Here is a 22,403-nt window from a genome sequence, read left to right as displayed (position 1 = left end):
GCGTTCTCGCTTCGCTGCGAACCCGCAGGAGCCACCACGCGGGCTGTACTGACTGAGTCGCTCGCTTGGGTCGCTCATGGGGCGAGACCGGCCTCCTGCAAGTCTGTCCGTAGTTGCCGTATCTGATCTTCGGTGGCCGGGATGAGCGGGAGGCGGACGGCGCGGCTCGGCACCAACCCCCGCAGCTCCAACGCGGCCTTCGCCATGATCGCACCCTGGGTGCGGGTCATGATCGCCTGGTACGCAGGAATGAGCCGCCGGTCGATCTCCCGCGCGGCCGCGAGGTCACCTGCGTCGACGGCTCGGATCATCGCGGCGTACTCAGCCGCCGCCACGTGACCGACCACGCTGACGACGCCGACTCCACCCATGGCCAGCAGGGCGAGGTTCCACTCGTCGGCGCCGCTGTAGATCGCGAGGTCGGTGCGGGCCAGCACCTCGGTCGTTCCGGCCATGTCGCCCTTGGCCTCCTTGAGGGCGACGATGCGGCCGTGCTCGGCAAGTCGGACCAGCGTGTCGGTCGCGATCGGGGTGCCGGTGCGCCCGGGGATGTCGTACAGCATCACCGGCAGCCCAGTGGAGTCGGCCACCGCACGGAAGTGGGCGAGGAGGCCAGCCTGCGGAGGCTTGTTGTAGTAGGGGGTCACGACCAGAAGGCCGTGCACACCTGCCTTCTCCGCCTGCTGCGACAGTTCGATCGCATGCTTCGTGTCGTTGGTGCCCGTGCCGGCCATGACGGTGGCCCGGTCACCGACCGCCTCGAGGACGGCGTGCAGCAGGGCCTCCTTCTCGGCGTCGGTGGTGGTCGGCGACTCACCAGTCGTCCCGCTGATCACCACGCCGTCTGCGCCTGCGTCGACGAGGTGGCTGGCCACCCGCTGAGCGGCGTCGAGATCGAGGTCACCCGCCGGTGTGAAAGGCGTGACCATGGCGATGAGGTTGCGCCCGAACGGGGCGCGTGCCCGGTCGTCGGGCGTTGAACTTGGACCCATGGGACCTCACGGTACCGGTCTGAGCTCCGATCGTGACGTCGCATCGCGATGCCTCGGCCGAACGTTCCTGGCCTGGCCCGGGCTTGGTGGGTGATGGCTGGACGGGAAATGGCCGGGAGGTCGGCGAGGAGGACCGGTTAGAGTGGGAGACGTGATTCTTGCGCAGGCCAGGTTCTGGCACACGACGACGCCGCACGTCGCTTCCGGCGACGCGAGCGGCCTGTCGTCGATGACCTGACCCGGCCGTACGCGCGATGGCCCCGGGAGCGATCCCGGGGCATTTCTGCGCCTGGGCTCGCTCCTCCCTCTTTCGAAGGAGCACACCCGATGTCCGTTTTGGCCCAGCCCGCAGACGAGTCCCCACCCTCAGGCCAGTCCCAGGCGATCGACCAGTCCCCAGCGATCGACCAGTCCCCAGCGATCGACCGGTCCCAGGCAGTCGACCGGTCCAGTCCGGCGGAGAGTCCACATGACCATCGCCGTCTCGGACGCGACCTCGACATCTTCACCTCCGACGAGCTCGCCGGAGCGGGCTTCCCGCTCTGGCTCCCGAACGGTGCGGCGATCGTGGCCGAACTGGAGCGGTACATCGTCGAGGTCGAGCGCCGGTCGGGCTACCAGCACGTGCGTACCCCTGCGGTGGGCAAGCGGGAGCTCTACGAGCGGTCGGGGCACTGGCAGCACTTCGGACCGGACATGTTCCCCCCGATGCCGCTGGGCCGTGGGGACAACGACGCCGACGCCGACGCCGATGCCAAGGCCGGCCGGGACGAACTCGTGCTGCGTCCCGTGCTCTGCCCCCACCACGCACTTGTCTTCCGGTCGCGGCTGCGCAGCCATCGCGAACTGCCGCTGCGGATCGGCGAGGTCGGCCCGCAGTTCCGGATGGAGCGTTCAGGCGTCGTGAGCGGACTGACCCGCGTGCGCGGCATGATCCTCAACGACGCCCACGTCTTCTGCCCGTTGGACCGGGCTGCAGAAGAGGTCGCCGCGGTCCTGCAGATGATCGACCAGGCGTACGACGTCCTCGGGATCCAGGCCGCCCACCACAGTCTCTCGCTACGCGGACCGGCCGAGGCCGGCAAGTCGTACGCGGGCAGCGAGGAGATGTGGCGGCAGGCCGAGGTGGTGCTTCGCCAGGCACTCGACCTCCGTGGAGTGGAGTACCGCGAGCAGCCCGGCGAGGCAGCGTTCTACGGGCCGAAGATCGACGTCCAGGTGTACGACGCACAGGGCCGGGAGTTCACCCTGTCGACCGTCCAGGTGGATCTGTACCAGCCTGAACGGTTCGACCTGGAGTACGTCGCGCCAGACGGCAGCCGGCAGCGACCGGTGATCGTGCACCGGAGCGTTCTCGCCTCGATGGAACGCATGGTCGCCTACCTGCTGGAGGCCTACGGCGGAGCCCTCCCGGCGTGGCTGTCGCCGCTCCAGGTGAGGATCCTTCCCGTCGGACCCGACGAGCGCGACGCAGCCCGGAGGGTCGCGCAGCTCGGCCTCGAAGCCGGCCTTCGGATGGACGTCGACGACCGGGACGAGAGCCTCGGCGCACGTGTCCGCAACGCGCAGCTGCGCAAGGTGCCGTACGTGGCAGTGGTGGGTGCGCGCGAGGCGGCGGGCGAGTCGGTCGCCGTCCGCCTGCGCGACGGGCGGCAGGCAGGGGTGGTGGCGGTCGAACGCTTCGTCAGCGGCGTAAGGCATGCCGTCGAGTCACGTACCAGCGACCTAACCCTGCCGAAGTGATCACGCGCGACGGCTCAGGGACTCAGGGCGCGACGCGGCCGTTGCGTTCGAAGGCGGCGTGGCTGATCGGCATGAGTTCCGCCCAGGCGGCTTCCATCTTCTCCGCGACCATCTCGATCTCCCGCTGCGGGAACGACGGGAAGGTGGAGTCATCCCGCCTCACCCGGAGGGAGAGGAAGTTCATCAACGACCGCGCGTTGACCGTGACGTAGGCCGTGGAGTAGATCGTGAGCGGCAGAACGATCCGAGCGACCTCGCGGGCGATTCCGGCGTCGAGCATCCGGTGGTAGCTCGCGTAGGCCTCGGTGCACTGCCGCCGCGTCTCTTCCTCGACGAGCTTGTGCTGGTCAGGCGTACCGTCGACGAAGTAGTAGCGCCCGGGCTTGCCCTCCTGCACGAGCTTGCGGTCAGGCCCGGGCACATAGAACACGGGCCGCAGCTCCCGGTAGCGCCCGGACTCCTCGTTGTAGGACGCCATCCGGTGTCGCATCATCTCGCGGAAGACGAAGATCGGTGCGTGGACGTGGAAGGTCATCGAGTTGTGCTCGAACGGTGACCCGTGTCGGCTCCGCAGTAGGTAGTTGATCAGGCCCTTGGACCGCTCGGCATCGGCTTCGACGTCCTCGATCGACTGCTCGCCCTTGGTCGACACCCGAGCGGCGAAGAGCACATCGGCGTCCCGCGCGGCCGAGCGCACCAGCTCCACCGTGACGTCCGTGCGGAACTCGACCGGCCCGGCCGCCTCGCCCAGCGCATGCTCATCAGGCTGACCGCCCACGGCCGGCTGCTGCCCACCCATCACATTCCTCCCGCTTGTTGCATGTCGCGATCCTCGCGTGGCACGTCCATTCGCCAGCGTAGACCCGGCCCCCGACAGGACCGGTGCGGTGCCGGCATGCGCCTGCCTGACCGGATGAGCTGGCCGGATGAGCTGGCCGGATGAGGCCGGTCGCGCACGCGGGGATCGATGGCACGATCAGTGCGACCGTCCGGCCCCCACACCCCCGACGGGTCCGACGGCCGACCCAGGAGGAACTCATGCCCGAGAGCCAGCAGGTACGCGACGTTCGCGGGTGGGAGGTCGTACGACTGGAGAGTGCCGAGCTCGCCGTCGACGTCGTACCCGGCAAGGGCGGCGACATCACGTCGGTCCGCTGGCTGGCAGGCGACGTCGAGCTGATGTGGCAGTCACCGTGGGGGCTGCGGCACCGCGGAGCGCTCTTCGTACCCGGTGAGACCGAGGCGACTCTGATGGACGCCTACCCGGGCGGCTGGCAGACCGTCTTTCCCAACGCGGGCGACGCGGTCGAGGAGCACGGTGTCCTCTGGGGCATGCACGGTGAGGCGTGGCTCGCGGCGTACGACTGGGAGCCCACCGGACCCGCCGAGGTGACGCTGCGGACGCGCCTGGTCCGCAGTCCGTTCGAGATCGAGCGTCGCATCGGCGTCGTCGGCGCCGACCTCACTGTCACCGAGACGGTACGCAACGCCGGCGGCGTCCCGGTCGAGGCGGCGTGGGGGCATCACGTGGCGTTCGGGCAGCCGTTCCTCGACGGGAGTTGTCGCCTCGACACGCCGGGAGCGACCGTGGTGGTCGACGACGAACGCGACGAGCCGGCGTCCGACCTCGTGATCGGATCGCGGTTCGCCTGGCCCGAGGGACTCGACCGCGCGGGCGGCGTCGTCGACCTGCGCCATGTGCCGGGCCCCGATCCGGCGCGGCCTGTCGAACGCCTCTACTACCTGGTCGACCTGGCTTGCGGCGAGGTGTCGCTCACCAACCAGCGGCTCGGCGTGCGGGCCGCCCTGACGTGGGACACGTCGGTGATGCCGCAGACCTGGATGTGGTACGAGATGCACGCAGGTGCGGGTTTCCCGTGGTACCAGTCGGTGTACGTCCTCGGCATCGAGCCACACTCGAGCTACCCCGGGCAGGGCCTGCACGCGATCAGGCGCAAGACCGGCACTCAGCTGCACTTCGAGCCGGGCGGGTCGCGCACCGCGACCACCACCCTCAGCGTCAACCGGGAGCACTGAGGGTCTTCGTCCGGCACGGCACGCGGATCCGGGTGTTACGGCGCGAGCCCGGCGACGACGTCCAGCAGGCGGTCGACGTCGGAGCGGTCGTTGTAGTGGACGAGTCCCGCCCGGACCGCTCCCCCACCGTCGCGCAGGCCGAGTGCTCCGGTGAGCTCCCAGGCGTAGCTGTGTCCGCTCCACACGTTGATCCGGTGCGCCGCGAGGTGTGTGGCCACGTCGCGCGGGTGATGGCCTTCGACCCGGAAGTAGACGGTCGCGGTCCGTCGGGCCGGCCTGCCGTACGTCGTCACGTGGGGCATCGCGTCGAGTCCGTCCAGCAGCGTCGTGAAGAGTTCCTGTTCGCAGGACTCCACGGCGGCCATCGAGGCGAGCACCCGGGCGCGACGGGTACCGCCGGCCACGGCCGAGCCCAGGTCGGCGAGGTGCTCGACGGCGGCGGTCACACCGGCCAGATCGGCGAGGGGCGCCGTGCCGGTCTCCATGCGTACCGGGATCTCGTCCGGCGCGGGCAGAAGCTTGTCGGGCCGCAGCGTCTCCAGGACCGCAGGATCGGCGGCGACCGCTCCCACGTGCGGACCTGACCACTTGTACGCACTGGTGGCGTAGAAGTCGGCCCCCAGCGCGGCGACATCGACCGGTCCGTGCGGGGTCGCGTGGACGCCGTCGACGTAGGTCAGTGCGCCGGCAGCATGGGCTTTCGCCGTGATCGCCGCGACGTCCGGCCTGGTGCCGAGGATGTTGCTCGCCGCGGTCACGGCGACGAGTCGCGTGCGCGCGGTGAGCAGGTCGTCGTACTGCTGGACCGGGAGTTCGCCGGTCGAGAGGTCCACTTCGGCCCAGCGCACGACGGCGCCCGCGCGCTGCGCGGCCTGGACCCAGGGGCGGAGGTTCGCGTCGTGGTCCAGCCTCGACACGACGATCTCGTCGCCAGCGGCCCAGTCGGCCGCGAGAGTCGTCGCGAAGCGGTAGGTGAGCGTCGTCATGTTCGGCCCGAGCACGACACCCGCCGGATCGCCGCCCACGAGATCCGCGACCGCGTTCCGGCACTCCGCGACGATCGCGTCCGACCGCCCGCTGGCCGGGAACGTCCCGCCCTGGTTGCCGAGCCCGGCACGGTAGGCCGCCACGATGGCGTCGATGACGGACTGGGGCACCTGGGTGCCGGCCGCTCCGTCGAGATAGGCGTACCCGTCGGCGAGCGCGGGATAGCCGGCGCGGACCTTGCTCACGTCGTACCTCACGACACCCCACCGTAGCCGCACCGCACCCGGCGGTGGTCGCTCCCGTGATCATGATCGTGATCATGAAGAGAAAGCGGCCTATGCGTACGAAAAGCCCTCATGATCACGATCATGATCACGGAACGGCACGCGCATTGCCCGGATCGGTGGGACAGCGTCGGGGGTCAGCGCGGCTTCGTGGGGTCAGTGGGAAGTCAAGCGTCGTAGTCGACGACGAGTCGGTCGCTGGTGGGATGCGACTGGCAGGTGAGGACGTAGCCTCGCTCCACCTCGTCCGGTTCGAGGGCGTAGCACCGGTCCATCGTGACCGTTCCCTCGCGGACCTTCGCCCGGCAGGTGCCGCACACCCCGCCCCGGCACGCGAACGGCGCGTCACTGCGTACGCCGAGAACGCCTTCCAGCACCGGCGGTCCGGCCCGGTCGAGCAGAAACGTCGAGCGCCGACCGTCCATGATCGCCGTCACCTCGCAGGCGGCCGCTGAACCGGATGCCCCAGCCGCAACCGCCGACCCCGCCTCGACCGGCAACACCGCCTCGGCCGGCAACACCTTCCCAGCCGGCGACACCGTCTCGGCCGGCGCAGTCGAGTTCTTCGCAGTCGAGTTCGTCGCCGGCCCGACGTGGAAGAGTTCCGAATGCACCCGCTCGCGAGCGACGCCGTGCGCGCGAAGGACCCGCCGCAGTTCGTCCACCATGGCGTACGGCCCGCAGAGGTACCACCCGTGCACCGACTCCGCGTCGACGAGGGTGTCCAGGAACGTTCGCAGCTTCGCCCCGTCGATCCGTCCGCCGAACAGCGACACCTCGGGCTGTTCGCGGGAGAGGACGTGAACGAGGTGGAACCGGTCGGCATACCGGTCCTTCAGATCGGCGAGGTCCTCGACGAACATGATCGACGCGCTGGTCCGGTTGCCGTACAGCAGCGTGATCTGGCTCTTGGGCTCGAAGGCCAGCACGCTCGCGCACATGGACAGGACCGGCGTGATGCCACTCCCGGCCGCGACGAAGCACAGGTGCCGGCCAACCAGCGGGTCGGGCGTGACGCAGAACCGGCCCGTGGGCGTCATCACGTCGACGAGGTCGCCGGCCCGCATCCGCTCCAGTGCGTACGCCGAGAACCCGCCATGCGCGACCCGTTTGACTCCGATCCGCAACCACCGCGGCCCGTCCGGACCGGCCGGATCGCCTGCGGTGCAGATCGAGTAGTTGCGCCGGAGGTCGTCGCCGGCTTCGGGCGTCCGTACCGTCACGTGCTGACCGGGTAGGAAGCGGTAGGCGTCCGCGAGTTCGGCGGGCACCTCGAGGGTCACCACCACCGCGTCATCGGTCTCGCGCCGCACGTCCGCGACCCGCAGCGCATGGAAGACGGCGTGCCGGTGGCCGGTCAGCTCTGGCCCGCTCATGGTTCTGGCCCGCTCATGGTTCTGGCCCGCTCGTAGTTCTGGCCCGCTCACAGCGCCTTCACGTGTTCGAAGGGCTCGCGACAGGACCGGCACGACCGCAAGGCCATGCACGGCGTCGGCCCGAACCGCGACACCTCGCCAGTGTCCGGCGATCCGCAGCGCGGGCAGCGCACCGAAAGCTCCACCAGGACTGGGCTCCCGTCCGGCGTGTCTCTTCGCGGATGGGGAGGCGCGATGCCGTGGTCGGCGAGCTTGCGCCGACCTGCCGGCGTGATCAGGTCGGTGGTCCACGCCGGGCTGAGGACGGTACGCACGTGCACCTCGCGCGCTCCGGCCGCACGCAAGGCCGCCTTGACATCGGCCTGGATCGCTTCCAGGGCTGGGCATCCGGAGTAGGTGGGCGTGATGTCCACCTCAACGGCGCCAGCCTCGACACGTACGCCGCGCAGGATGCCGAGCTCGGCGATCGTCAGCACCGGCAGCTCGGGGTCGACCACCGACGCCGCGACGTCGTAGGCCTCTTCCGGCGTACGGATCCCACCCATGTCGCTCACCAGAGCGCTTCCGGATGCGTACGGACGAGATACTGCATCTCCGCCAGCAGGTAGCCCATCGCCTCGGTGTGGACGCCCCGCCGCCCGCCGCTCACCGGAGTGCCGCGCACGTCCGGCATCCGTAGAGTCGCCTCGGTCACGACCCCGGTGACATAGGCGTCAAAGCTCGGACGCATGGCCGCCCGGTCGACCGCCTGCCCGTCGGCCACGAGGCCGCGCTCGACAGCGTCGGACTCGAACAGCTCGTCCACGCAGGGCCACACCGTGTCGAGGCCGGCTTGCATACGCGTGTGGCTCTCCTGCGTACCGTCGCCAAGGCGGAGCACCCACTGGGTGGCATGGTCGCGGTGGTAGGCGACCTCCTTGACGGCCTTGGCGGCGATCGCGGCGAGTGTGTCATCGGTGGAGGTCGCGGCCAGTCGCTGGTAGAGCTCGTACTGGTAGGCCGAGAAGACCAGCAACCGCGCCATCGTCACCGCGAAGTCACCACGTGGTTGCTCGACGAGGACGACGTTGGTGAAGGCGCGCTCATCCCGCAGGTAGGCGAGCGCGTCCTCGTCACGCCCCTCCCCTTCGCGCGCCCCGGCGTAGGTCAGCAGCATCCGCGCCTGGCCGAGCAGGTCGAGGCCGATGTTGGCGAGTGCGACGTCCTCCTCGAGCTGCGGCGCTCTGGTGATCCACTCGCCGAGGCGTTGCGCGAGGATCAGTGCGTCATCGCCAAGCCGGCAGGCGTACACGGCGACGTCCGGCGACGTGACGGCTCCACTCGCCTCCGCCGTCGACGTGGACATCTCCGTGCGTGCGTTCACAGGTGCGGAGCCTCCTCGGGCACCTCGTAGAACGTCGGGTGCCGGTAGACCTTGTCCGCCGCCGGATCGAAGAACGCGTCCTTCTCCTCGGGGCTCGACGCCGTGATCGCCGTGGCCGGCACGACCCAGATCGACACGCCCTCGCTCCGGCGGGTGTAGATGTCGCGGGCATTGCGCAATGCCATCGTGGCGTCAGGTGCGTGCAGGCTGCCTGCGTGCACGTGGGACAGTCCCCGCCTGGCACGTACGAAGACTTCCCACAGCGGCCAGTCGTTGCGTACGTCGCTCATGCCACGGACCCTTCCCGCGGCCCCGCTCGCCGGGGCACCGGCTGGTCCGGCTGCTCCGGCCGCTCACGACGGGCGGCCCGCTTGGCGGAATAGGCGAGAGCCGCTTCGCGCACCCAGGCGCCCTCCTCGTGCGCGCGGATCCGGTGCTCCATGCGTTGGGTGTTGCAGGGACCGTCGCCCTTGATCACGCGGAACAGTTCGTCGTAGTCGGGCTCGGTGAAGTCGTAGTGAGCCCGCTCGGGGTTCCACGCCAGGGCGTCGTCGGGGATCCGCAGCCCGAGTACGTCCGCCTGCGGCACGGTCATGTCGACGAAGCGTTGCCGGAGTTCGTCGTTGGAGAACCGCTTGATCCCCCAGACCGCCGACTGGGTGCCGTGCGTCGACTCGGCGTCCGGCGGCCCGAACATCGCGAGGCTCGGATACCACCACCGGTCGAGCGCGTCCTGCGCCATCGCCTGTTGCCGCTGGGTTCCTCGCGACAGTGCGAGCAGGATCTCGAACCCCTGCCGCTGGTGGAAGGACTCCTCCTTGCAGATGCGGACCATCGCCCGTGCGTACGGGCCGTAGGAGCATCGGCACAACGGCACCTGGTTGGTGATGGCCGCGCCGTCGACGAGCCAGCCGATCGCGCCGATGTCCGCCCAGGTGAGGGTCGGGTAGTTGAAGATCGAGGAATACTTCTGCGTCCCCGCATGCAGCTTGTCGAGCAGCTCGTCACGGCCGACGCCGAGGGTCTCAGCCGCGCCGTAGAGGTAGAGCCCGTGGCCGGCCTCGTCCTGGACCTTCGCCATCAGGATCGCCTTACGGCGCAGGCTGGGCGCCCTGCTGATCCAGTTGCCCTCCGGCTGCATGCCGATGATCTCCGAGTGCGCATGCTGCGCGATCTGCCGGATCAGCGTCCTGCGGTAGCCGTCCGGCATCTCGTCGCGCGGCTCGATCCGCTCGTCGGCGGCGAGCAGTTCCTCGAACCCGCTCGTGGAGCCGGCTGGTTCGGCGGACTGATCCGCCCGTGCTGCGCGCGCACTCACGTAGTCAGGGTAGCAGCGCTTGTGACAGTCATGTGCAAAATGTGCAGCTTACTGTCATACCTCGGCCCGACACGCGGGTGACACCGCTTCGACCTTGCCACGCACCTTCCGGTGCCCGGCCGACCGAGGGTCCAGTCGATCCGCAGCCCACGCGAGTCCCACAGACGCGCCTCGGAGCACCAGAGCCGCCAGTCGCTGCACGACCTCGCCCAGTCGGGCCGCCGCCTCCACGCGGACCGCCGCATCCGCCCACACCGCCTGCTCCAGCAGGGGCGTCCGCCTGGCGCGACGCCACGCCTCAGCCTCGGCGATGCGGTCCTGCGTCCACTGCCTGGCGATCGATTCCATGATCCAGCCGTTCATCTCTACCTCCTCATCGACACCAGTAAACATACTACGGTGGTGTCGAACCACTGGCAACCGCCTTTCGAGGTATGGTGGTGTCGAGAGGTGATCTGTTGACGACGACCGCAGCTGCTGACCGTGACCGGGGGGTCCCACCGGTCGCTGAGCTGCTGTGTGCGTTCGCCAACACGCTCGACGTCGACGCCGGAACCGACGACCTCGGCGACCCGGCCGCTCTGACCGGCTGGCTCACCGCTCGCGGACTGGTGGACGGCGACGTCCGGGCGTCGGCGTCCGACCTCGCACTCGCCACCGCCATCCGGTCCGGCCTGCGGCAGGCGATGGTCCAGCACCACGACCGATCCGACGCTGCCCTTGCCGGACTCGACGAAGTCGCCGCACGACTTCCGCTGCGGCTCGGGTTCGTGGGCACCCGCCCGCGACTCGTTCCCGCCGTCGAAGGCGGTTCCGCCGGCGTCGCTCGGCTCCTCGTAGCCGTCGCGAACGCGGAGGCCGACGGCATCTGGGCGCGGCTGAAGGTCTGCGCGGCATCCGACTGTGCATGGGCCTTCTACGACACTTCGAAGAACAGGTCCCGGCACTGGTGCTCGATGGGCGTCTGCGGCAACCGGCAGAAGACGCGTGCCTACCGCGCCCGGCAGCGGGCGAAGGACTGACCGGCTGTCAGGATGGGCCAGTGAGCGAACCGACCGCCGACCGCAGCGTCCGCATCGCCTGGGCGGCTGACGCCCCCGATGTCGCCCGCGTCCAGGTACGCGCCTGGCAGTCCGGATACGCGCGCATCTTCCCGGCGGGGGTACTGGACGCCCTCGACGAGGGTGCGATCGCCGAACAGTGGCAGCGGTCCCTCACCAGCCCGCCCGACGCGCGTCACCGGCTCCTCGTCGCGCTGGAGGCGGGCGTTCTCGTCGGCTTCGCCGCCACCGGGCCCGCAGACGATCCCGACTCCGATCTGCTCACCGAGGGCGCGATCACCACGTTCCACGTCGACCCCGACCACACCCGCGCCGGCCACGGGTCACGGCTGCTCCAGGCGTGTGCCGACACGCTGGTCGCGGACGGGTTCACCCGCGCGGTCAGCTGGGTGTTCACCGCCGACGACATCCTTCGCCAGTTCCTCGCAGCTGCCGGCTGGGCGCCCGATGGTGCGCACCGGGAGCTGGACCTCACCGGCGACGGGACCGTACGCATGAAGCAGGTACGCCTGCACTGCGCTCTCGCCTGAGCTCACCACGACCCTCTCCAGGGGTTGGCCCTCGCCCTGACCTACAGTCCTGGCATGCGAGAGCGCGGGACGACGAGACGGGAGGTCATTCGCGACGCGGCGGCGATCGGAATCGCGACCGGTGCGTACGGGATCTCCTTCGGCGCGATCGGTGTGGCCAGCGGACTCTCGGTCGTCCAGACCAGCGCCCTGTCGTTGTTCACGTTCACGGGGGCCTCCCAGTTCGCGTTCGTGGGAATCGTCGGAGGCGGCGGGACCCTCGTGTCGGCGACGCTGACGGCCCTCCTGCTGGGCACCCGCAACGCGTTCTACGGCCTGCGCCTGGCAGACCTGCTCCGGTTCCGCGGCGTCCGCCGCCTGGTCGGCGCCCACTTCGTCATCGACGAGACGACGGCGATGTCGGTGACCCGGTCCAGTCCGAAGCTCGCTCGGGTGGGCTTCTGGTCCACGGCGATCATCCTGTTCACGCTGTGGAACGCCGGCACCCTGATCGGTGCACTCGCCGGGGTCGCGCTGGGTGACCCGCGGACGTTCGGCCTGGACGCGGCGGCGCCGGCCGCGTTCATCGCCCTGCTCTGGCCGCAGCTCACCGACCGGCGCACCCGGGCGGTCGCCGCAGGTGCCGCACTCGTGGCGGTCGCGCTGGTGCCCGTCGTACCCGTCGGGGTGCCCGTTCTCATCTCCGGTGCGGTCGCGATCGCTGTGGGCCTCCGGCGTACGGCCCGGCCCGACGGCACCCGCGAGCCCGACGACACCCGCGAGCCAGACGACACCCGCGAGCCCGGCGACACCCACGAGCCGGGCCTCGATGACGCCGAGCACACCCTCGAAGGGCGGGACAACTCGCGATGATGTGGCTCGCAGTCCTTCTGACCTCCGCCGGCAGCTATCTCACGAAGCTGGTCGGCCTGTCCGTGCCACGTCGGGTTCTCGACCGCCCTGCCGTTCACCGCATCACCGCGCTGCTTCCGGTCGCGCTCCTCGCCGCGCTCGTCGGCGTCCAGACCCTCAGCACCGGTGAACGCCTCGTGGTCGACGCGCGCCTGGCCGGGGTGGCCGTGGCAGTGGTCGCCCTGATCCTGCGGGCACCGTTCATCGTGGTCGTCGCCCTGGCGGCCCTCACTGCCGCCCTCGTTCGCCTGCTCGGCTGAGTCACCAGCCGCTCACGAGGTGCCGGCTAGCCTCGGCGGAGGGACCTGAGCCGGCTACGCAGCCACGGCGCCAGCCGACTGCGGCGGAGCCAACTCCCGAGCGGGACTCTTCCGAGCACCCGGACGAGCCGTTGCTCCAGTGGCACCGGTCGCCCGGCTCCGGACACGGTGGCTGCCTCCGCTTCCGCGGCCGGTGCCTGGTCTCCTGGCGGCGCAGACGCGTCCGACTCGAGTGCCTGGCGAGGCACCGTGGCTACGACCGTCGCCGCCACCGCCTCAGCCGCGGCGCTGACCGGCAACACTGCGTCGGCCGCGGTGAGGTGGTCGTCGACAGGTGCCTTCGGTGCGGCGCCCAGCAGGGAGATGTCGCCGACGACGCGTACGCCGAGCGCGGAGATCTTCTCCCCAGCCGCTGCACCGATGTGAGCGGCGCGCTCCAGTGCCCAGGCGGGAGTGATGATGCGCAACTCGTCCGGTCCAGGCGTCCGCTCCATCTGCATGTGCTGGATGACACCGGTGCGAACGACGTTCTTGTAGAGCGTGTCCGGCCAGCCTCGACTTTTGAACTCGATGTTCAGATGGCGGATCAGCTCGGCCTCGCCCCACGTGAGCGACCGGTTCGTCCACCCTTCCTCCGGCTCCAGCAGGCCGGTCGGAAGCCCGACCAGTTCCTCGACCCGACGCATCAGGCCGAGCCGGTCCGCATCGTCCACGACGACGACGGTGACGTTGTCCGGACCGACGATCGATGCCCAGCGCTCGACGAGAACCTCGTGGTGGTGACGTTTCCAGAACGATGGAGTCGGCCGCTTGTACGGCGGCTTGTTGAGCATGCCGTCCAGCCACTCGTCGTACGACGCCCGCTGGCCGTTGCGTACGTACTGCTGCCATGACGACGGCAGGAGCTTCGTGAGCGGGCGCAACGTCACCAGGATGTGTACCCGCTCACCACCCAGGGCATCGACGACCTTCCTGGCGAGCTCTGGACTGGACTCGCAGAAGAACTCGCTGCTGACGATGACGCGCTTGTCGCTGGCGGCCTTCACCTGCCTGACGAGACGGTTCCAGTGCGAGATCGGCGGCGGCGGATCGCCGGGCAGTCCTTTCGATCCCCTCACGGATAGCGCCGCCCCCATGTGCTGACGCTCCCGCCCGGCATAGACCACTCCATGCTCTGCCATGGCCGCCCGCGCCTGCTTCAACGCTCCCTGCAGGGCTGTGGTTCCTGTCTTGTACGGACCGATGTGCAGCAGAACAGTCCGTTCCGCAAGCAGCAGGTCACTCACCGTTTGCCCTCCCGGCCTCGAAGATGGACAACGAGTAAATACGGCTTGAACCGCTCGTTGGCGGGCATCCGGTGGCCGATACCGGCCGCGGCAGCGTGGAAGGACTGCCGGTCGCGTCCACTCCCGGGCTGACCAGCGGTGGACACCCGTCTCGAAGACAGAGACCTCATACGGAAAACATGCGGCGTCGGGCGGATCGTGCGCATAGCGTCGAGGCACGACCCCCGTGAGCCGTCGGCGCTTTCGGAGAAAGGTGAGCCACGTGGCTTCCGGATACCAGGTCCTCACCGAGGAACAGGCCGAACACTTCCTGGCCAAGGGGTTCGTCGTCATCCCCGAGTGCTTCTCGGTCCAGGCCGCCGCGGAGCTGACCGAAACGGTCTGGACGAGGCTGGGCTACGACCCCGACGACGGGACGACCTGGGCGGAGCCGTCGGTGCACATGCCCACCCATCGGCACCTGGACGTGAAGGAGTTCGCACCCAAGGCGTGGCTCGCCGCGTGCGACCTGCTCGGAGGGGAGGAGCGGATCAGGCCGCCGTTCGCCTGGGGCGACGGGTTCATCGTGAACCTCTGGCAGGGCGCGGACCGACCGTGGGAGCCGGCGTCTCCCACCTCGCCGGGCTGGCACAAGGACGGTGACTTCTTCCGGCACTTCCTCGACTCACCCGAACAGGGCCTCCTGACCCTGGTGCTCTGGTCGGACGTACGCCATCAGGGCGGAGCGACGTTCGCGGCAGCGGACTCGGTGGGGCCGGTCGCGCGTTACCTCGCCCAGCGGCCGGCTGGAGTGCTCCCGCTGGACTTCGACATCGCGCATCTGATCGGGCAGTGCTCGGAGTTCGTGGAGGCGACGGGCTCGGTCGGTGACGTCTACCTGCTCCATCCGTTCATCCTGCACGCGAAGGCGCAGAACATCCTTCGCGTACCACGACTGATCACCAACCCTCCGGTGCATCTGGCCGAGCCGATGCGCTTCGACCGGGAACGGTACGACGACCATTCCCTGGTGGAGAAGGCGATCCTGCGAGGGCTCGGCGTGGAGCGCTACGAGTTCACCCCGACCGCACCACGGGAGAAGGTCGTTCCGGAACGCGTCCGCCGGCAGGAACGCATGAAGGCCGACGAAGCGCGCCGGCTGGCCACGCGTTCCTGACCGGCACTCAGCCGAGACCGACGAGCTCGGCGCTCACGTCCCAGAGTCGGGCCGCGACGACGGGATCCTGGGCGAGCGGTGCGGGTGGCACAGCCGTGCGCCTCTCGAAGTAGCAGCCGGTCACGCCCTCGAGGTCAGGGCTCTCGGCGAGCTGGACGACCGTACCGGAACCTTCCTCGATGCTGATGAACTCGCGTCGCATGAAGAGCCTGATCACCGGTCGCAGCAACGCTGGCGCCGCCGACCAGATGTTGGTGTCGATGGCGCCCGGATGGACGCTGTTGACGGTGACGCCCGTCCCGGCGAGGCGGCGCGCCAGCTCCGTCGCGAAGAGCACGTTGGCGAGCTTCGACCGGCCGTACGCCTTCATCGCGCTGTAGCCCCGCGCGAAACCCAGATCGTCGAAGTCGAGCGTTCCCGAGCGGTGGTTGATGGAGGCGACCACGACCACCCGCGCCGGCGTACTGGCCACGATGAGGTCGAGCAGCAGGTTGGTGAGCAGGAAATAGCCGAGGTGGTTCACCGCGAACGTCGTCTCGATCCCGTCCTCGGTCAGCCGACGCCGCAGGTTCACGGCGCCGGCGTTGTCGACCAGGACGTCGAGCCGGTCGAAGCGATCGGCGTACGCCTTGGCCAGCGCCCGGATCGACGCCTGCCGGGAGAAGTCACACAGCAGGTGCACCGGCTCGACCCCCGCCCGGGCACGGACGGTCTCGACGGCTGCCTGCGTACGCTCCGGGTCGCGGCCGACGAGCACCACCCGCGCGCCATGGCGCGCCAGCTCGACGCTCGTCTCCAGACCGATGCCACTCGTCGCCCCGGTCACCAGCACCGTCTTGTCCCGCACAGTCCAGGTCATGGAAGATCACCGTACCGACCGGAGCTGTCCGACCACGACCACGTGCACGGAACAGTGCGTTCGCTCGGAGTTCACCGGCGGTTCGGCGGTGTCGGCGGCGCTCCGGCGGCTGACTTGTTAGCGTTTCCGGCTGTGTCTGTCGAATCGCCGAGTGCAACCATCGAGCGTCCCCAGACCCAGCCGTCGCGGTGGTCCCTGACAAACCGGTCCCTGACAAACTGGGCCCTGACAAACTGGGCCCTGACAAACCGGGCGAATGTCCTGGGTTGGATCGGAGTCGCCGGGATCACCGCGGTCGTCGCGGCGACGTGGGCGACGACCCTCACGGCCGCCTACGGCGACAATCATGAGGGCAGGGTCTTCTCCCGCTTCGCCCTCCAGGTGCGCAACCTCGCCGAACACGGTCTGGTCGGCTCGCAGTTCGCCACGGACATGGCGCCCTACGGCCGGTCGTACGCCCACCACCCGCCGCTGGCCACGATCCTCGACGCGCTCTTCTCAGCATTGCCGGGCGAGGGTGAGTACCAGATGCGGCTGGCGCCCTACCTGCTCGGTCTGCTGGCCATCCCGGCAGCGGCGGCCCTGCTTCGTGCGTTCGATCTGCGGTGGCCACCGGTGCTGGCGGCGCTCGGCCTGATGGTCGTGACCGGCTTCTTCTGGGTGTACGCCCGGATCGTCTTCGACCTCGGACTGCTGATGGCGATGGCGGCGGCGATAGCCCACGTCCGCCTACAGGCTCAGCCCTCGCGCCGGCTGCTGGTGGTCGCCTGCGTGACGAGCTTCCTCGCCACCCTCGGCTCGTGGCCGGGCATCGCGCTCGCGGCGCTGCTCGGACTCTGGCTCCTGTCCGGGCGCCGGCGGGTCGACCGGGTGACCGTGGCGGTCGCGGTGAGCATGGTGGCGGGCCTCCTCGGCAGCCTGGCGTTCATGCTGGGGGTCGCGGGGGTGAGCAACCTGTCCGCGCAGACCCGGTTCCGTACCGAAGGGGGCGACTTCACGGTCCGCGAGTTCGTCGTCCAGCAGTGGCTGTGGTTCCGCCAGCTCCTGCCGGTGTGGTATCTCGCGCTGCTCCCCGTTGGTGTCGTCGTCGGCCTGCTGCGCCGGAGGACCCGCGCCTTCACCGCGCTCGCGACGGCACTCGCCGTCGGCTGGGTGGTGCTGTTGCCGAACGGTTCGTTCATCCACGACTACTGGCCCTACATCGTGCTCATCCCTGGCGTCGTGGGGATGGCGGCGCTTCTCGATGCGGTGTGGGCGCGGGTTCCAGCGGGGCTCGGCACCCTGCGCGGCTGTGTCGCCGGGCTCGTCGCGCTCGGTCTGGTGGTGGCGTTCGCCGCGATGGTGCGGGGACCGATGGCACGTGACTACATCGTTCGGCCCCTCGACGGGGGCACTCTCGTCGCCGACCACGGTCCCGCGCCGGGGCAGGTACGCGCCTGGCACATCTCGTTCGGTGCCGTCCGATGGCTCGCCTACTACTGGGACCTCGCCCCGGCCAAGGTGCTGCCGGAGAACGCGTCCATGGCCCGCCCCGACGACCTCGCACTCATGCATCTCGACCGGATCCCCGAGTGGCTTCCCGCGTCCGTCGCCGACCAGCCGGTGGCCCGCGAAGGGCGCTACGTCCTCGTCCGGATGGCCGACGTCCAGGCTGCCCTCCGCCACCGGGCTCCCGGAGAATGATCACGTTCCCCGGCGGGCCGGTCAGGTCGTACGCAGGAAGTGCTCGAGGCCGACTGTCAGGCCAGGGTTGACGACCACCTCGCGCACCCCCAGAAGGACGCCTGGCATGAACGACGTCCGCGCCATGGAGTCGTGCCGGATGGTGAGCGTCTCGTCATGGCCGCCGAAGAGGACCTCCTGGTGCGCGACCAGGCCGGCAAGCCGGACGCTGTGCACCCGGACGCCTCCCACCCGGGCACCGCGCGCACCGTCGACCTCCTGGGATGTCGCGTCGGGGACCTCGCCCAGCCCGGCCGCCGCTCGGGCGGCGCTGACGAGCTCGGCGGTCCGCCCGGCGGTGCCTGACGGCGCGTCCGCCTTGCCGGGATGGTGCAGCTCGATGATCTCCACCGAGTCGAAATGGGCCGCCGCCTCCTGGGCGAACCGCATCATGAGGACGGCGCCGATCGAGAAGTTCGGCGCGACCAGAACGCCCACGCCGGTTGGCGCGTCGGCGATCCACCCGCGCAGCGACTCCAACCGTTCGCCGGTGAAGCCGGTGGTCCCCACGACGGAGTGGATGCCCTGACTGACGCAGAAGCGGAGGTTGTCCATCACCGCGTCCGGATGGGTGAAGTCGACGACTACCTCCGCGCCCTTGTCCACCAGGAGATCGAGAGAGTCGCCGAGGTCGACCTCGGCGACAAGTTCGAGGTCGTCGGCCGCGGCGACCGCCCGGGACACCTCGGCACCCATCCGCCCCCTGGCTCCCAGTACACCGACCCTGATCGTCACCGGTCATCCCTCACTTCCTGCCCGAGTCGGGTGGTCCGCCCCTTCCGACAGCGTCTCTACCCAAGCGCCAGCCCGTCGTCGGCTACCGGACGACTGGCGCGAACCGGTCAGGGTCGGCGAACGGGCCGACGACCGCGAGCGTCGGGGCCGCCTCCAGCAGCTCCCCCGCAACCGCGCGGATCTCGTCGAGGGTCACCGCGTCGATCCGGCGGAGGATCTCGTCCATGCTCAACAGCTCACCGTAGACGAGCTCCGCCTTGGCCAGCCGGCCCATCCGCGAACCGGTGTCCTCGAGGCCGAGCACCAGCGAGCCGCGCAACTGGCCCTTGCCACGCTGGAGTTCCTCGTCGGTGATGCCGTAGGTGGCGACTTTGGCCAGCTCGCCCCGACAGATGTCGAGCACGTCGTCGATCTTTTCCGGCAGGCACCCCGCGTAGACGCCGACCATGCCGGCGTCGGCGTAGTTGGACGCGAACGAATAGACGGAGTACGCCAGCCCCCGCTTCTCCCGGACCTCCTGGAACAGCCGGCTCGACATGCCACCGCCCAGGGCGGCGTTGAGCACCCCGAGCACGAACCGCCGGTCGTCGGTCCGCGTCAGCCCGGGAACGCCCAGCACGAGGTTGGCCTGCTCGGTCGTGCGTTCGACGACCCGGACAGCGCCCTTGGCCGGCTCCGGGCCCTCCCCGCCGATCCGCGGCGGCGTCGGGGGCGCGTCTGCGTCGAGAAACCCCGCCTGCCGGAATGCCTTCGTCACCAGGCGTACGACCGTGCGGTGCTCCACGTTGCCAGCGACCGCGACCACCATGGAGTTCGGGCGATAGCGGCGCCGGTAGTAGCCGGCGACCTGACGCCGGGTCAGCGCCTGGATCGACTCGAGTGTGCCGAGGACGGGCCGACCGAGCGGCGAGTCACCCCACATCTGTTGGGCGAACACGTCGTGGACGGAGTCGGTCGGATCGTCGTCGTGCATGGCGATCTCTTCGCAGATGACGCCGCGCTCACTGTCCACGTCGGCCGCCGTGATCAGCGAGGACGACACCATGTCGCACACCACGTCGACGGCCAGCGGCAGGTCGATGTCGAGGACACGCGCGTAGTAGCAGGTGTACTCCTTGGTGGTGAAGGCGTTCATCTCGCCGCCCACCGCATCGAGCGCGGAGGAGATCTCCAACGCTCCCCTACGCTTCGTTCCCTTGAACAGCAGGTGTTCGAGGTAGTGGCTGGCGCCGGCGAGGGACGGCGTTTCGTCCCTCGACCCGACACCGACCCACACGCCGAACGTCACCGAACGCACCTGCGGCATCGCCTCGGTGACGATCCGCAGGCCGCCAGGGGCGACGGTACGCCGGACAACTCCGCCGTCGCCTTCCTTCAGCAGGGTCCGGGTGGATCCGGACGGCTGCGTCAGGGTCGCGGACAGCATCGCGCGCCCGTTCACTTCTGGGCAGCTGACTTCTCGGCTTCCTCGATGACCGGCACGAGCGAGAGCTTGCCGCGGTCGTCGATCTCGCCGATCTCCACCTGCACCTTGTCGCCGACCTTGACGACGTCCTCGACGTTCTCGACCCGCTTGCCGCCGGCCAGCGCCCGCAGCTTCGAGATGTGCAGCAGGCCGTCGCGGCCGGGCACCAGCGACACGAACGCACCGAAGTTGGTGGTCTTGACCACCGTGCCGAGGTAGCGCTCGCCCACCTCGGGCATGGTCGGTGTCGCGATGCTAGCGATCACGCTGCGCGCCGCCTCCGCGGACGGACCGTCGACCGCACCGATGAAGATCGTGCCGTCGTCCTCGATGTTGATGTCGGCACCGGTGTCGTCCTGGATCTGGTTGATGACCTTGCCCTTGGGCCCGATCACCTCGCCGATCTTGTCGACCGGGATCTTCATCGTGATGATCCGCGGTGCGTAGGGCGACATGTCCGCAGGCGTGGAGATGGCCTTCTCCATGACGGAGAGGATGGTGAGCCGGGCCTCCCTCGCCTGCTGGAGTGCGGAACCGAGCACCGACGCAGGAATGCCGTCGAGCTTGGTGTCGAGCTGCAGCGCGGTGACGAACTCCCGGGTGCCGGCGACCTTGAAGTCCATGTCGCCGAACGCGTCCTCCGCGCCCAGGATGTCGGTGAGCGTGACGTACTCGGTCTTGCCGTCCTTCTGTTCGCTGATCAGGCCCATCGCGATGCCCGCGACCGGGGCCCGCAGGGGTACGCCCGCGCTGAGCAACGCCAGTGTCGACGCACACACCGAACCCATCGACGTCGAACCGTTGGAGCTGATCGCCTCCGATACCTGACGGATGGCGTAGGGGAACTCCTCGCGGCTCGGCAGCACCGGCGCGACGGCCCGCTCGGCGAGCGCACCGTGCCCGATCTCGCGCCGCTTCGGCGAACCGACCCGACCGGTCTCACCGGTGGAGTACGGCGGGAAGTTGTAGTTGTGCATGTAGCGCTTCGTCGTGTCCTCGGCGAGGGTGAGGCCGATCCGCCGCTCCAGCGCCAACATGTTGAGCGTGGTGACACCGAGGATCTGCGTCTCGCCACGCTCGAAGATCGCCGAACCGTGCACGCGGGGTACGACACCGATCTCGGCCGTCAGCGGTCGGATGTCGGTGAGCCCACGCCCGTCGATGCGTACCTTGTCGGCGATCACGCGCTCACGGACCAGCGTCTTGGTGAGCGAACGGAAGGCGGCGCTGATCTCCTTCTCGCGGCCTTCGAAGTCGGCCCCGATCCGCTCGACGGCGAGTGCCTTGATCTCTTCGAGGCGCGCCTCGCGCTCGGACTTGTGGGCGATCGTGAGGGCTTCGGCGAGCTCGGTGCGGACGGCTCCGGAGAGCGCCTCGAGCACGTCGTCCTCGTAGTCGCGGAAGACCGGGAACTGACCTGTCGGCTTGGCAGCGACGTCGGCCAGCCTGGACTGGGCGGTGCACAGGGTCTTGATGAAACCTTTCGCGGCTTCGAGGCCCTCCGCGACGACATCCTCGGTCGGTGCCGGGGTGCCGTTCTGGACCAGACCCCAGGTCTGATCGGTCGACTCCGCCTCGACCATCATGATCGCGACGTCCCCGTCCTCGAGGACCCGTCCGGCGACCACCATGTCGAAGACGGCGTTCTCGAGTTCGCTCACGCGTGGGAACGCCACCCACTGGCCGTTGATCAACGCGACCCGTACGCCGCCGATCGGGCCGGAGAAGGGCAGGCCGGCGATCTGGGTGGACGCGGACGCGGCGTTGATCGCGAGCACGTCGTAGATCGTGTCGGGATCGAGCGCGAGCACGGTGATGACGACCTGGACCTCGTTGCGGAGGCCCTTGACGAACGTCGGCCGCAGCGGACGGTCGATCAGCCGGCAGGTGAGGATCGCGTCCTCGCTCGGCCGGCCCTCGCGGCGGAACACCGAGCCGGGGATCTTCCCCGCGGCGTACGCACGCTCCTCGACGTCGACGGTCAACGGGAAGAAGTCGAACTGTTCCCTGGGCTGTTTGCTCGCCGATGTCGCCGACAGGACCATCGTGTCGTCATCGAGATGGGCGACCACCGAACCGGCGGCCTGGCGGGCGAGACGTCCGGTCTCGAACCGGATCTTGCGGGTTCCGAAGCTGCCGTTGTCGAGAACTGCTTCGGCGGTGTGAATACCGGGACCCTCCACTGGGGCTCCCTCCTTGTGAGGCCAGGGAGCGGTGCTCGGAACGAGGTCGCGGGCGCGGAGTGCCGGTCTTCGATCGAGGCTCCCGGGTCATCCATCCCTGGTGTGGGAGTCCCGGGGGCCACTACCGAGGACCGGCGACCTTTGCCGCCGGATCT

At 69.5% G+C, this 22,403-nt stretch carries 22 protein-coding genes; 8 read left to right on the top strand and 14 right to left on the bottom strand.

What is annotated here, in order from left to right; genetic code table 11:
• Nucleotides 1-74 precede the first annotated feature (74 nt).
• Nucleotides 75-992 (bottom strand): 4-hydroxy-tetrahydrodipicolinate synthase, encoded by a 918-nt coding sequence (gene dapA / locus ABNF93_RS05290; protein ID WP_349326388.1) that lies wholly within the window; start codon nt 990-992, stop codon nt 75-77.
• 327 nt (nt 993-1,319) lie between these two features.
• On the opposite strand from dapA, the gene thrS reads away from it, so the two are divergent.
• Entirely contained in the window at nt 1,320-2,735 is a 1,416-nt protein-coding gene (thrS, locus tag ABNF93_RS05285; RefSeq protein ID WP_349326387.1) for a threonine--tRNA ligase, read from the top strand.
• A gap of 22 nt (nt 2,736-2,757) precedes the next feature.
• Here the strand turns inward: thrS and thyX are convergent, their stop codons facing one another.
• The gene (gene thyX, locus ABNF93_RS05280) at nt 2,758-3,534 is read right to left on the bottom strand and encodes an FAD-dependent thymidylate synthase (RefSeq protein WP_349326386.1); all 777 of its coding nucleotides are present in this window, start codon (nt 3,532-3,534) and stop codon (nt 2,758-2,760) included.
• A 239-nt stretch (nt 3,535-3,773) separates the two neighbouring features.
• Here thyX and ABNF93_RS05275 point away from each other — a divergent pair, with 239 nt between their 5' ends.
• Nucleotides 3,774-4,772 carry a DUF4432 family protein gene (locus ABNF93_RS05275; RefSeq protein WP_349326385.1) on the top strand — a complete coding sequence of 333 codons (999 nt, stop codon included), beginning with the start codon at nt 3,774-3,776 and terminating at the stop codon, nt 4,770-4,772.
• Nucleotides 4,773-4,807: 35 nt separating this feature from the next.
• Here the strand turns inward: ABNF93_RS05275 and ABNF93_RS05270 are convergent, their stop codons facing one another.
• The 7 genes from ABNF93_RS05270 to ABNF93_RS05240 form a co-directional block, all read right to left on the bottom strand.
• Entirely contained in the window at nt 4,808-6,016 is a 1,209-nt protein-coding gene (locus ABNF93_RS05270) for a cysteine desulfurase-like protein (protein WP_349326384.1), read from the bottom strand.
• A gap of 194 nt (nt 6,017-6,210) precedes the next feature.
• Nucleotides 6,211-7,419, bottom strand: a complete 1,209-nt coding sequence (locus ABNF93_RS05265) for a 2Fe-2S iron-sulfur cluster-binding protein (protein ID WP_349326383.1) — start codon at nt 7,417-7,419, stop codon at nt 6,211-6,213.
• A 47-nt stretch (nt 7,420-7,466) separates the two neighbouring features.
• Nucleotides 7,467-7,964, bottom strand: a complete 498-nt coding sequence (gene paaD, locus ABNF93_RS05260; RefSeq protein ID WP_349326382.1) for a 1,2-phenylacetyl-CoA epoxidase subunit PaaD — start codon at nt 7,962-7,964, stop codon at nt 7,467-7,469.
• A 5-nt stretch (nt 7,965-7,969) separates the two neighbouring features.
• Nucleotides 7,970-8,782, bottom strand: a complete 813-nt coding sequence (gene paaC / locus ABNF93_RS05255) for a 1,2-phenylacetyl-CoA epoxidase subunit PaaC (protein WP_349326381.1) — start codon at nt 8,780-8,782, stop codon at nt 7,970-7,972.
• On the bottom strand, nt 8,779-9,072 hold the full coding sequence (gene paaB, locus ABNF93_RS05250; protein ID WP_349326380.1) for a 1,2-phenylacetyl-CoA epoxidase subunit PaaB: 294 nt from the start codon (nt 9,070-9,072) through the stop codon (nt 8,779-8,781). The genes paaC and paaB overlap by 4 nt, the downstream gene beginning before the upstream one ends.
• Entirely contained in the window at nt 9,069-10,100 is a 1,032-nt protein-coding gene (gene paaA / locus ABNF93_RS05245) for a 1,2-phenylacetyl-CoA epoxidase subunit PaaA (RefSeq protein WP_349326379.1), read from the bottom strand. The genes paaB and paaA overlap by 4 nt, the downstream gene beginning before the upstream one ends.
• A 54-nt stretch (nt 10,101-10,154) precedes the next feature.
• A complete protein-coding gene (locus ABNF93_RS05240) occupies nt 10,155-10,463 on the bottom strand; it encodes a hypothetical protein (protein ID WP_349326378.1) in 309 nt (102 codons plus the stop codon).
• 95 nt (nt 10,464-10,558) lie between these two features.
• Between ABNF93_RS05240 and ABNF93_RS05235 the strand changes: the two genes are divergently transcribed.
• From ABNF93_RS05235 to ABNF93_RS05220, 4 genes are read left to right on the top strand one after another with little or no spacing between them, the layout of a single operon-like run.
• Complete coding sequence (locus tag ABNF93_RS05235; protein ID WP_349326377.1) at nt 10,559-11,122, top strand: CGNR zinc finger domain-containing protein; 564 nt, start codon at nt 10,559-10,561, stop codon at nt 11,120-11,122.
• A 20-nt stretch (nt 11,123-11,142) separates the two neighbouring features.
• Entirely contained in the window at nt 11,143-11,691 is a 549-nt protein-coding gene (locus tag ABNF93_RS05230) for a GNAT family N-acetyltransferase (protein WP_349326376.1), read from the top strand.
• 54 nt (nt 11,692-11,745) lie between these two features.
• Nucleotides 11,746-12,543 (top strand): AzlC family ABC transporter permease, encoded by a 798-nt coding sequence (locus ABNF93_RS05225; RefSeq protein ID WP_349326375.1) that lies wholly within the window; start codon nt 11,746-11,748, stop codon nt 12,541-12,543.
• The gene (locus ABNF93_RS05220; protein WP_349326374.1) at nt 12,540-12,842 is read left to right on the top strand and encodes an AzlD domain-containing protein; all 303 of its coding nucleotides are present in this window, start codon (nt 12,540-12,542) and stop codon (nt 12,840-12,842) included. The genes ABNF93_RS05225 and ABNF93_RS05220 overlap by 4 nt, the downstream gene beginning before the upstream one ends.
• 26 nt (nt 12,843-12,868) lie before the next feature.
• Here the strand turns inward: ABNF93_RS05220 and ABNF93_RS05215 are convergent, their stop codons facing one another.
• Nucleotides 12,869-14,128, bottom strand: coding sequence for a hypothetical protein (locus tag ABNF93_RS05215; RefSeq protein WP_349326373.1), 1,260 nt, complete (start codon nt 14,126-14,128; stop codon nt 12,869-12,871).
• Between the two features lie 262 nt (nt 14,129-14,390).
• Between ABNF93_RS05215 and ABNF93_RS05210 the strand changes: the two genes are divergently transcribed.
• A complete protein-coding gene (locus ABNF93_RS05210; protein ID WP_349326372.1) occupies nt 14,391-15,284 on the top strand; it encodes a phytanoyl-CoA dioxygenase family protein in 894 nt (297 codons plus the stop codon).
• Between the two features lie 7 nt (nt 15,285-15,291).
• On the opposite strand, the gene ABNF93_RS05205 is transcribed toward ABNF93_RS05210, so the two are convergent.
• The gene (locus ABNF93_RS05205; protein WP_349326371.1) at nt 15,292-16,143 is read right to left on the bottom strand and encodes an SDR family oxidoreductase; all 852 of its coding nucleotides are present in this window, start codon (nt 16,141-16,143) and stop codon (nt 15,292-15,294) included.
• A gap of 132 nt (nt 16,144-16,275) precedes the next feature.
• On the opposite strand from ABNF93_RS05205, the gene ABNF93_RS05200 reads away from it, so the two are divergent.
• Nucleotides 16,276-17,826: a hypothetical protein gene (locus ABNF93_RS05200; RefSeq protein ID WP_349326370.1), complete on the top strand. Its 1,551-nt coding sequence runs from the start codon at nt 16,276-16,278 to the stop codon at nt 17,824-17,826.
• A gap of 21 nt (nt 17,827-17,847) precedes the next feature.
• On the opposite strand, the gene dapB is transcribed toward ABNF93_RS05200, so the two are convergent.
• The 3 genes from dapB to ABNF93_RS05185 all read right to left on the bottom strand — a co-directional run bounded on the left by dapB (nt 17,848) and on the right by ABNF93_RS05185 (nt 22,248).
• Nucleotides 17,848-18,600: a 4-hydroxy-tetrahydrodipicolinate reductase gene (gene dapB / locus ABNF93_RS05195; RefSeq protein WP_349326369.1), complete on the bottom strand. Its 753-nt coding sequence runs from the start codon at nt 18,598-18,600 to the stop codon at nt 17,848-17,850.
• 82 nt (nt 18,601-18,682) lie between these two features.
• Nucleotides 18,683-20,041, bottom strand: a complete 1,359-nt coding sequence (locus ABNF93_RS05190) for a M16 family metallopeptidase (RefSeq protein ID WP_349326368.1) — start codon at nt 20,039-20,041, stop codon at nt 18,683-18,685.
• Complete coding sequence (locus tag ABNF93_RS05185; RefSeq protein WP_349326367.1) at nt 20,038-22,248, bottom strand: polyribonucleotide nucleotidyltransferase; 2,211 nt, start codon at nt 22,246-22,248, stop codon at nt 20,038-20,040. Before ABNF93_RS05185 ends, ABNF93_RS05190 begins: the two co-directional genes overlap by 4 nt.
• Nucleotides 22,249-22,403 lie beyond the last annotated feature (155 nt).

This window comes from Actinopolymorpha sp. B9G3, from assembly GCF_040120725.1.
Taxonomy (GTDB): Bacteria; Actinomycetota; Actinomycetes; order Propionibacteriales; family Actinopolymorphaceae; genus Thermasporomyces.
Note: the sequence above shows the minus strand (reverse complement) of the source record. Positions and strands in the feature narration are given on the sequence as shown.

What these genes read in the sequence shown, in the direction of transcription:
- ABNF93_RS05220 (WP_349326374.1), top strand. Translation starts at nt 12,540, where the DNA reads ATGATGTGGCTCGCAGTCCTTCTGACCTCCGCCGGCAGCTATCTCACG.
- paaD (WP_349326382.1), bottom strand. Translation starts at nt 7,964, where the DNA reads ATGGGTGGGATCCGTACGCCGGAAGAGGCCTACGACGTCGCGGCGTCG.
- paaB (WP_349326380.1), bottom strand. Translation starts at nt 9,072, where the DNA reads ATGAGCGACGTACGCAACGACTGGCCGCTGTGGGAAGTCTTCGTACGT.
- dapA (WP_349326388.1), bottom strand. Translation starts at nt 992, where the DNA reads ATGGGTCCAAGTTCAACGCCCGACGACCGGGCACGCGCCCCGTTCGGG.
- ABNF93_RS05265 (WP_349326383.1), bottom strand. Translation starts at nt 7,419, where the DNA reads ATGAGCGGGCCAGAGCTGACCGGCCACCGGCACGCCGTCTTCCATGCG.
- ABNF93_RS05205 (WP_349326371.1), bottom strand. Translation starts at nt 16,143, where the DNA reads ATGACCTGGACTGTGCGGGACAAGACGGTGCTGGTGACCGGGGCGACG.
- thrS (WP_349326387.1), top strand. Translation starts at nt 1,320, where the DNA reads ATGTCCGTTTTGGCCCAGCCCGCAGACGAGTCCCCACCCTCAGGCCAG.
- thyX (WP_349326386.1), bottom strand. Translation starts at nt 3,534, where the DNA reads ATGGGTGGGCAGCAGCCGGCCGTGGGCGGTCAGCCTGATGAGCATGCG.
- ABNF93_RS05225 (WP_349326375.1), top strand. Translation starts at nt 11,746, where the DNA reads ATGCGAGAGCGCGGGACGACGAGACGGGAGGTCATTCGCGACGCGGCG.
- ABNF93_RS05275 (WP_349326385.1), top strand. Translation starts at nt 3,774, where the DNA reads ATGCCCGAGAGCCAGCAGGTACGCGACGTTCGCGGGTGGGAGGTCGTA.
- ABNF93_RS05240 (WP_349326378.1), bottom strand. Translation starts at nt 10,463, where the DNA reads ATGAACGGCTGGATCATGGAATCGATCGCCAGGCAGTGGACGCAGGAC.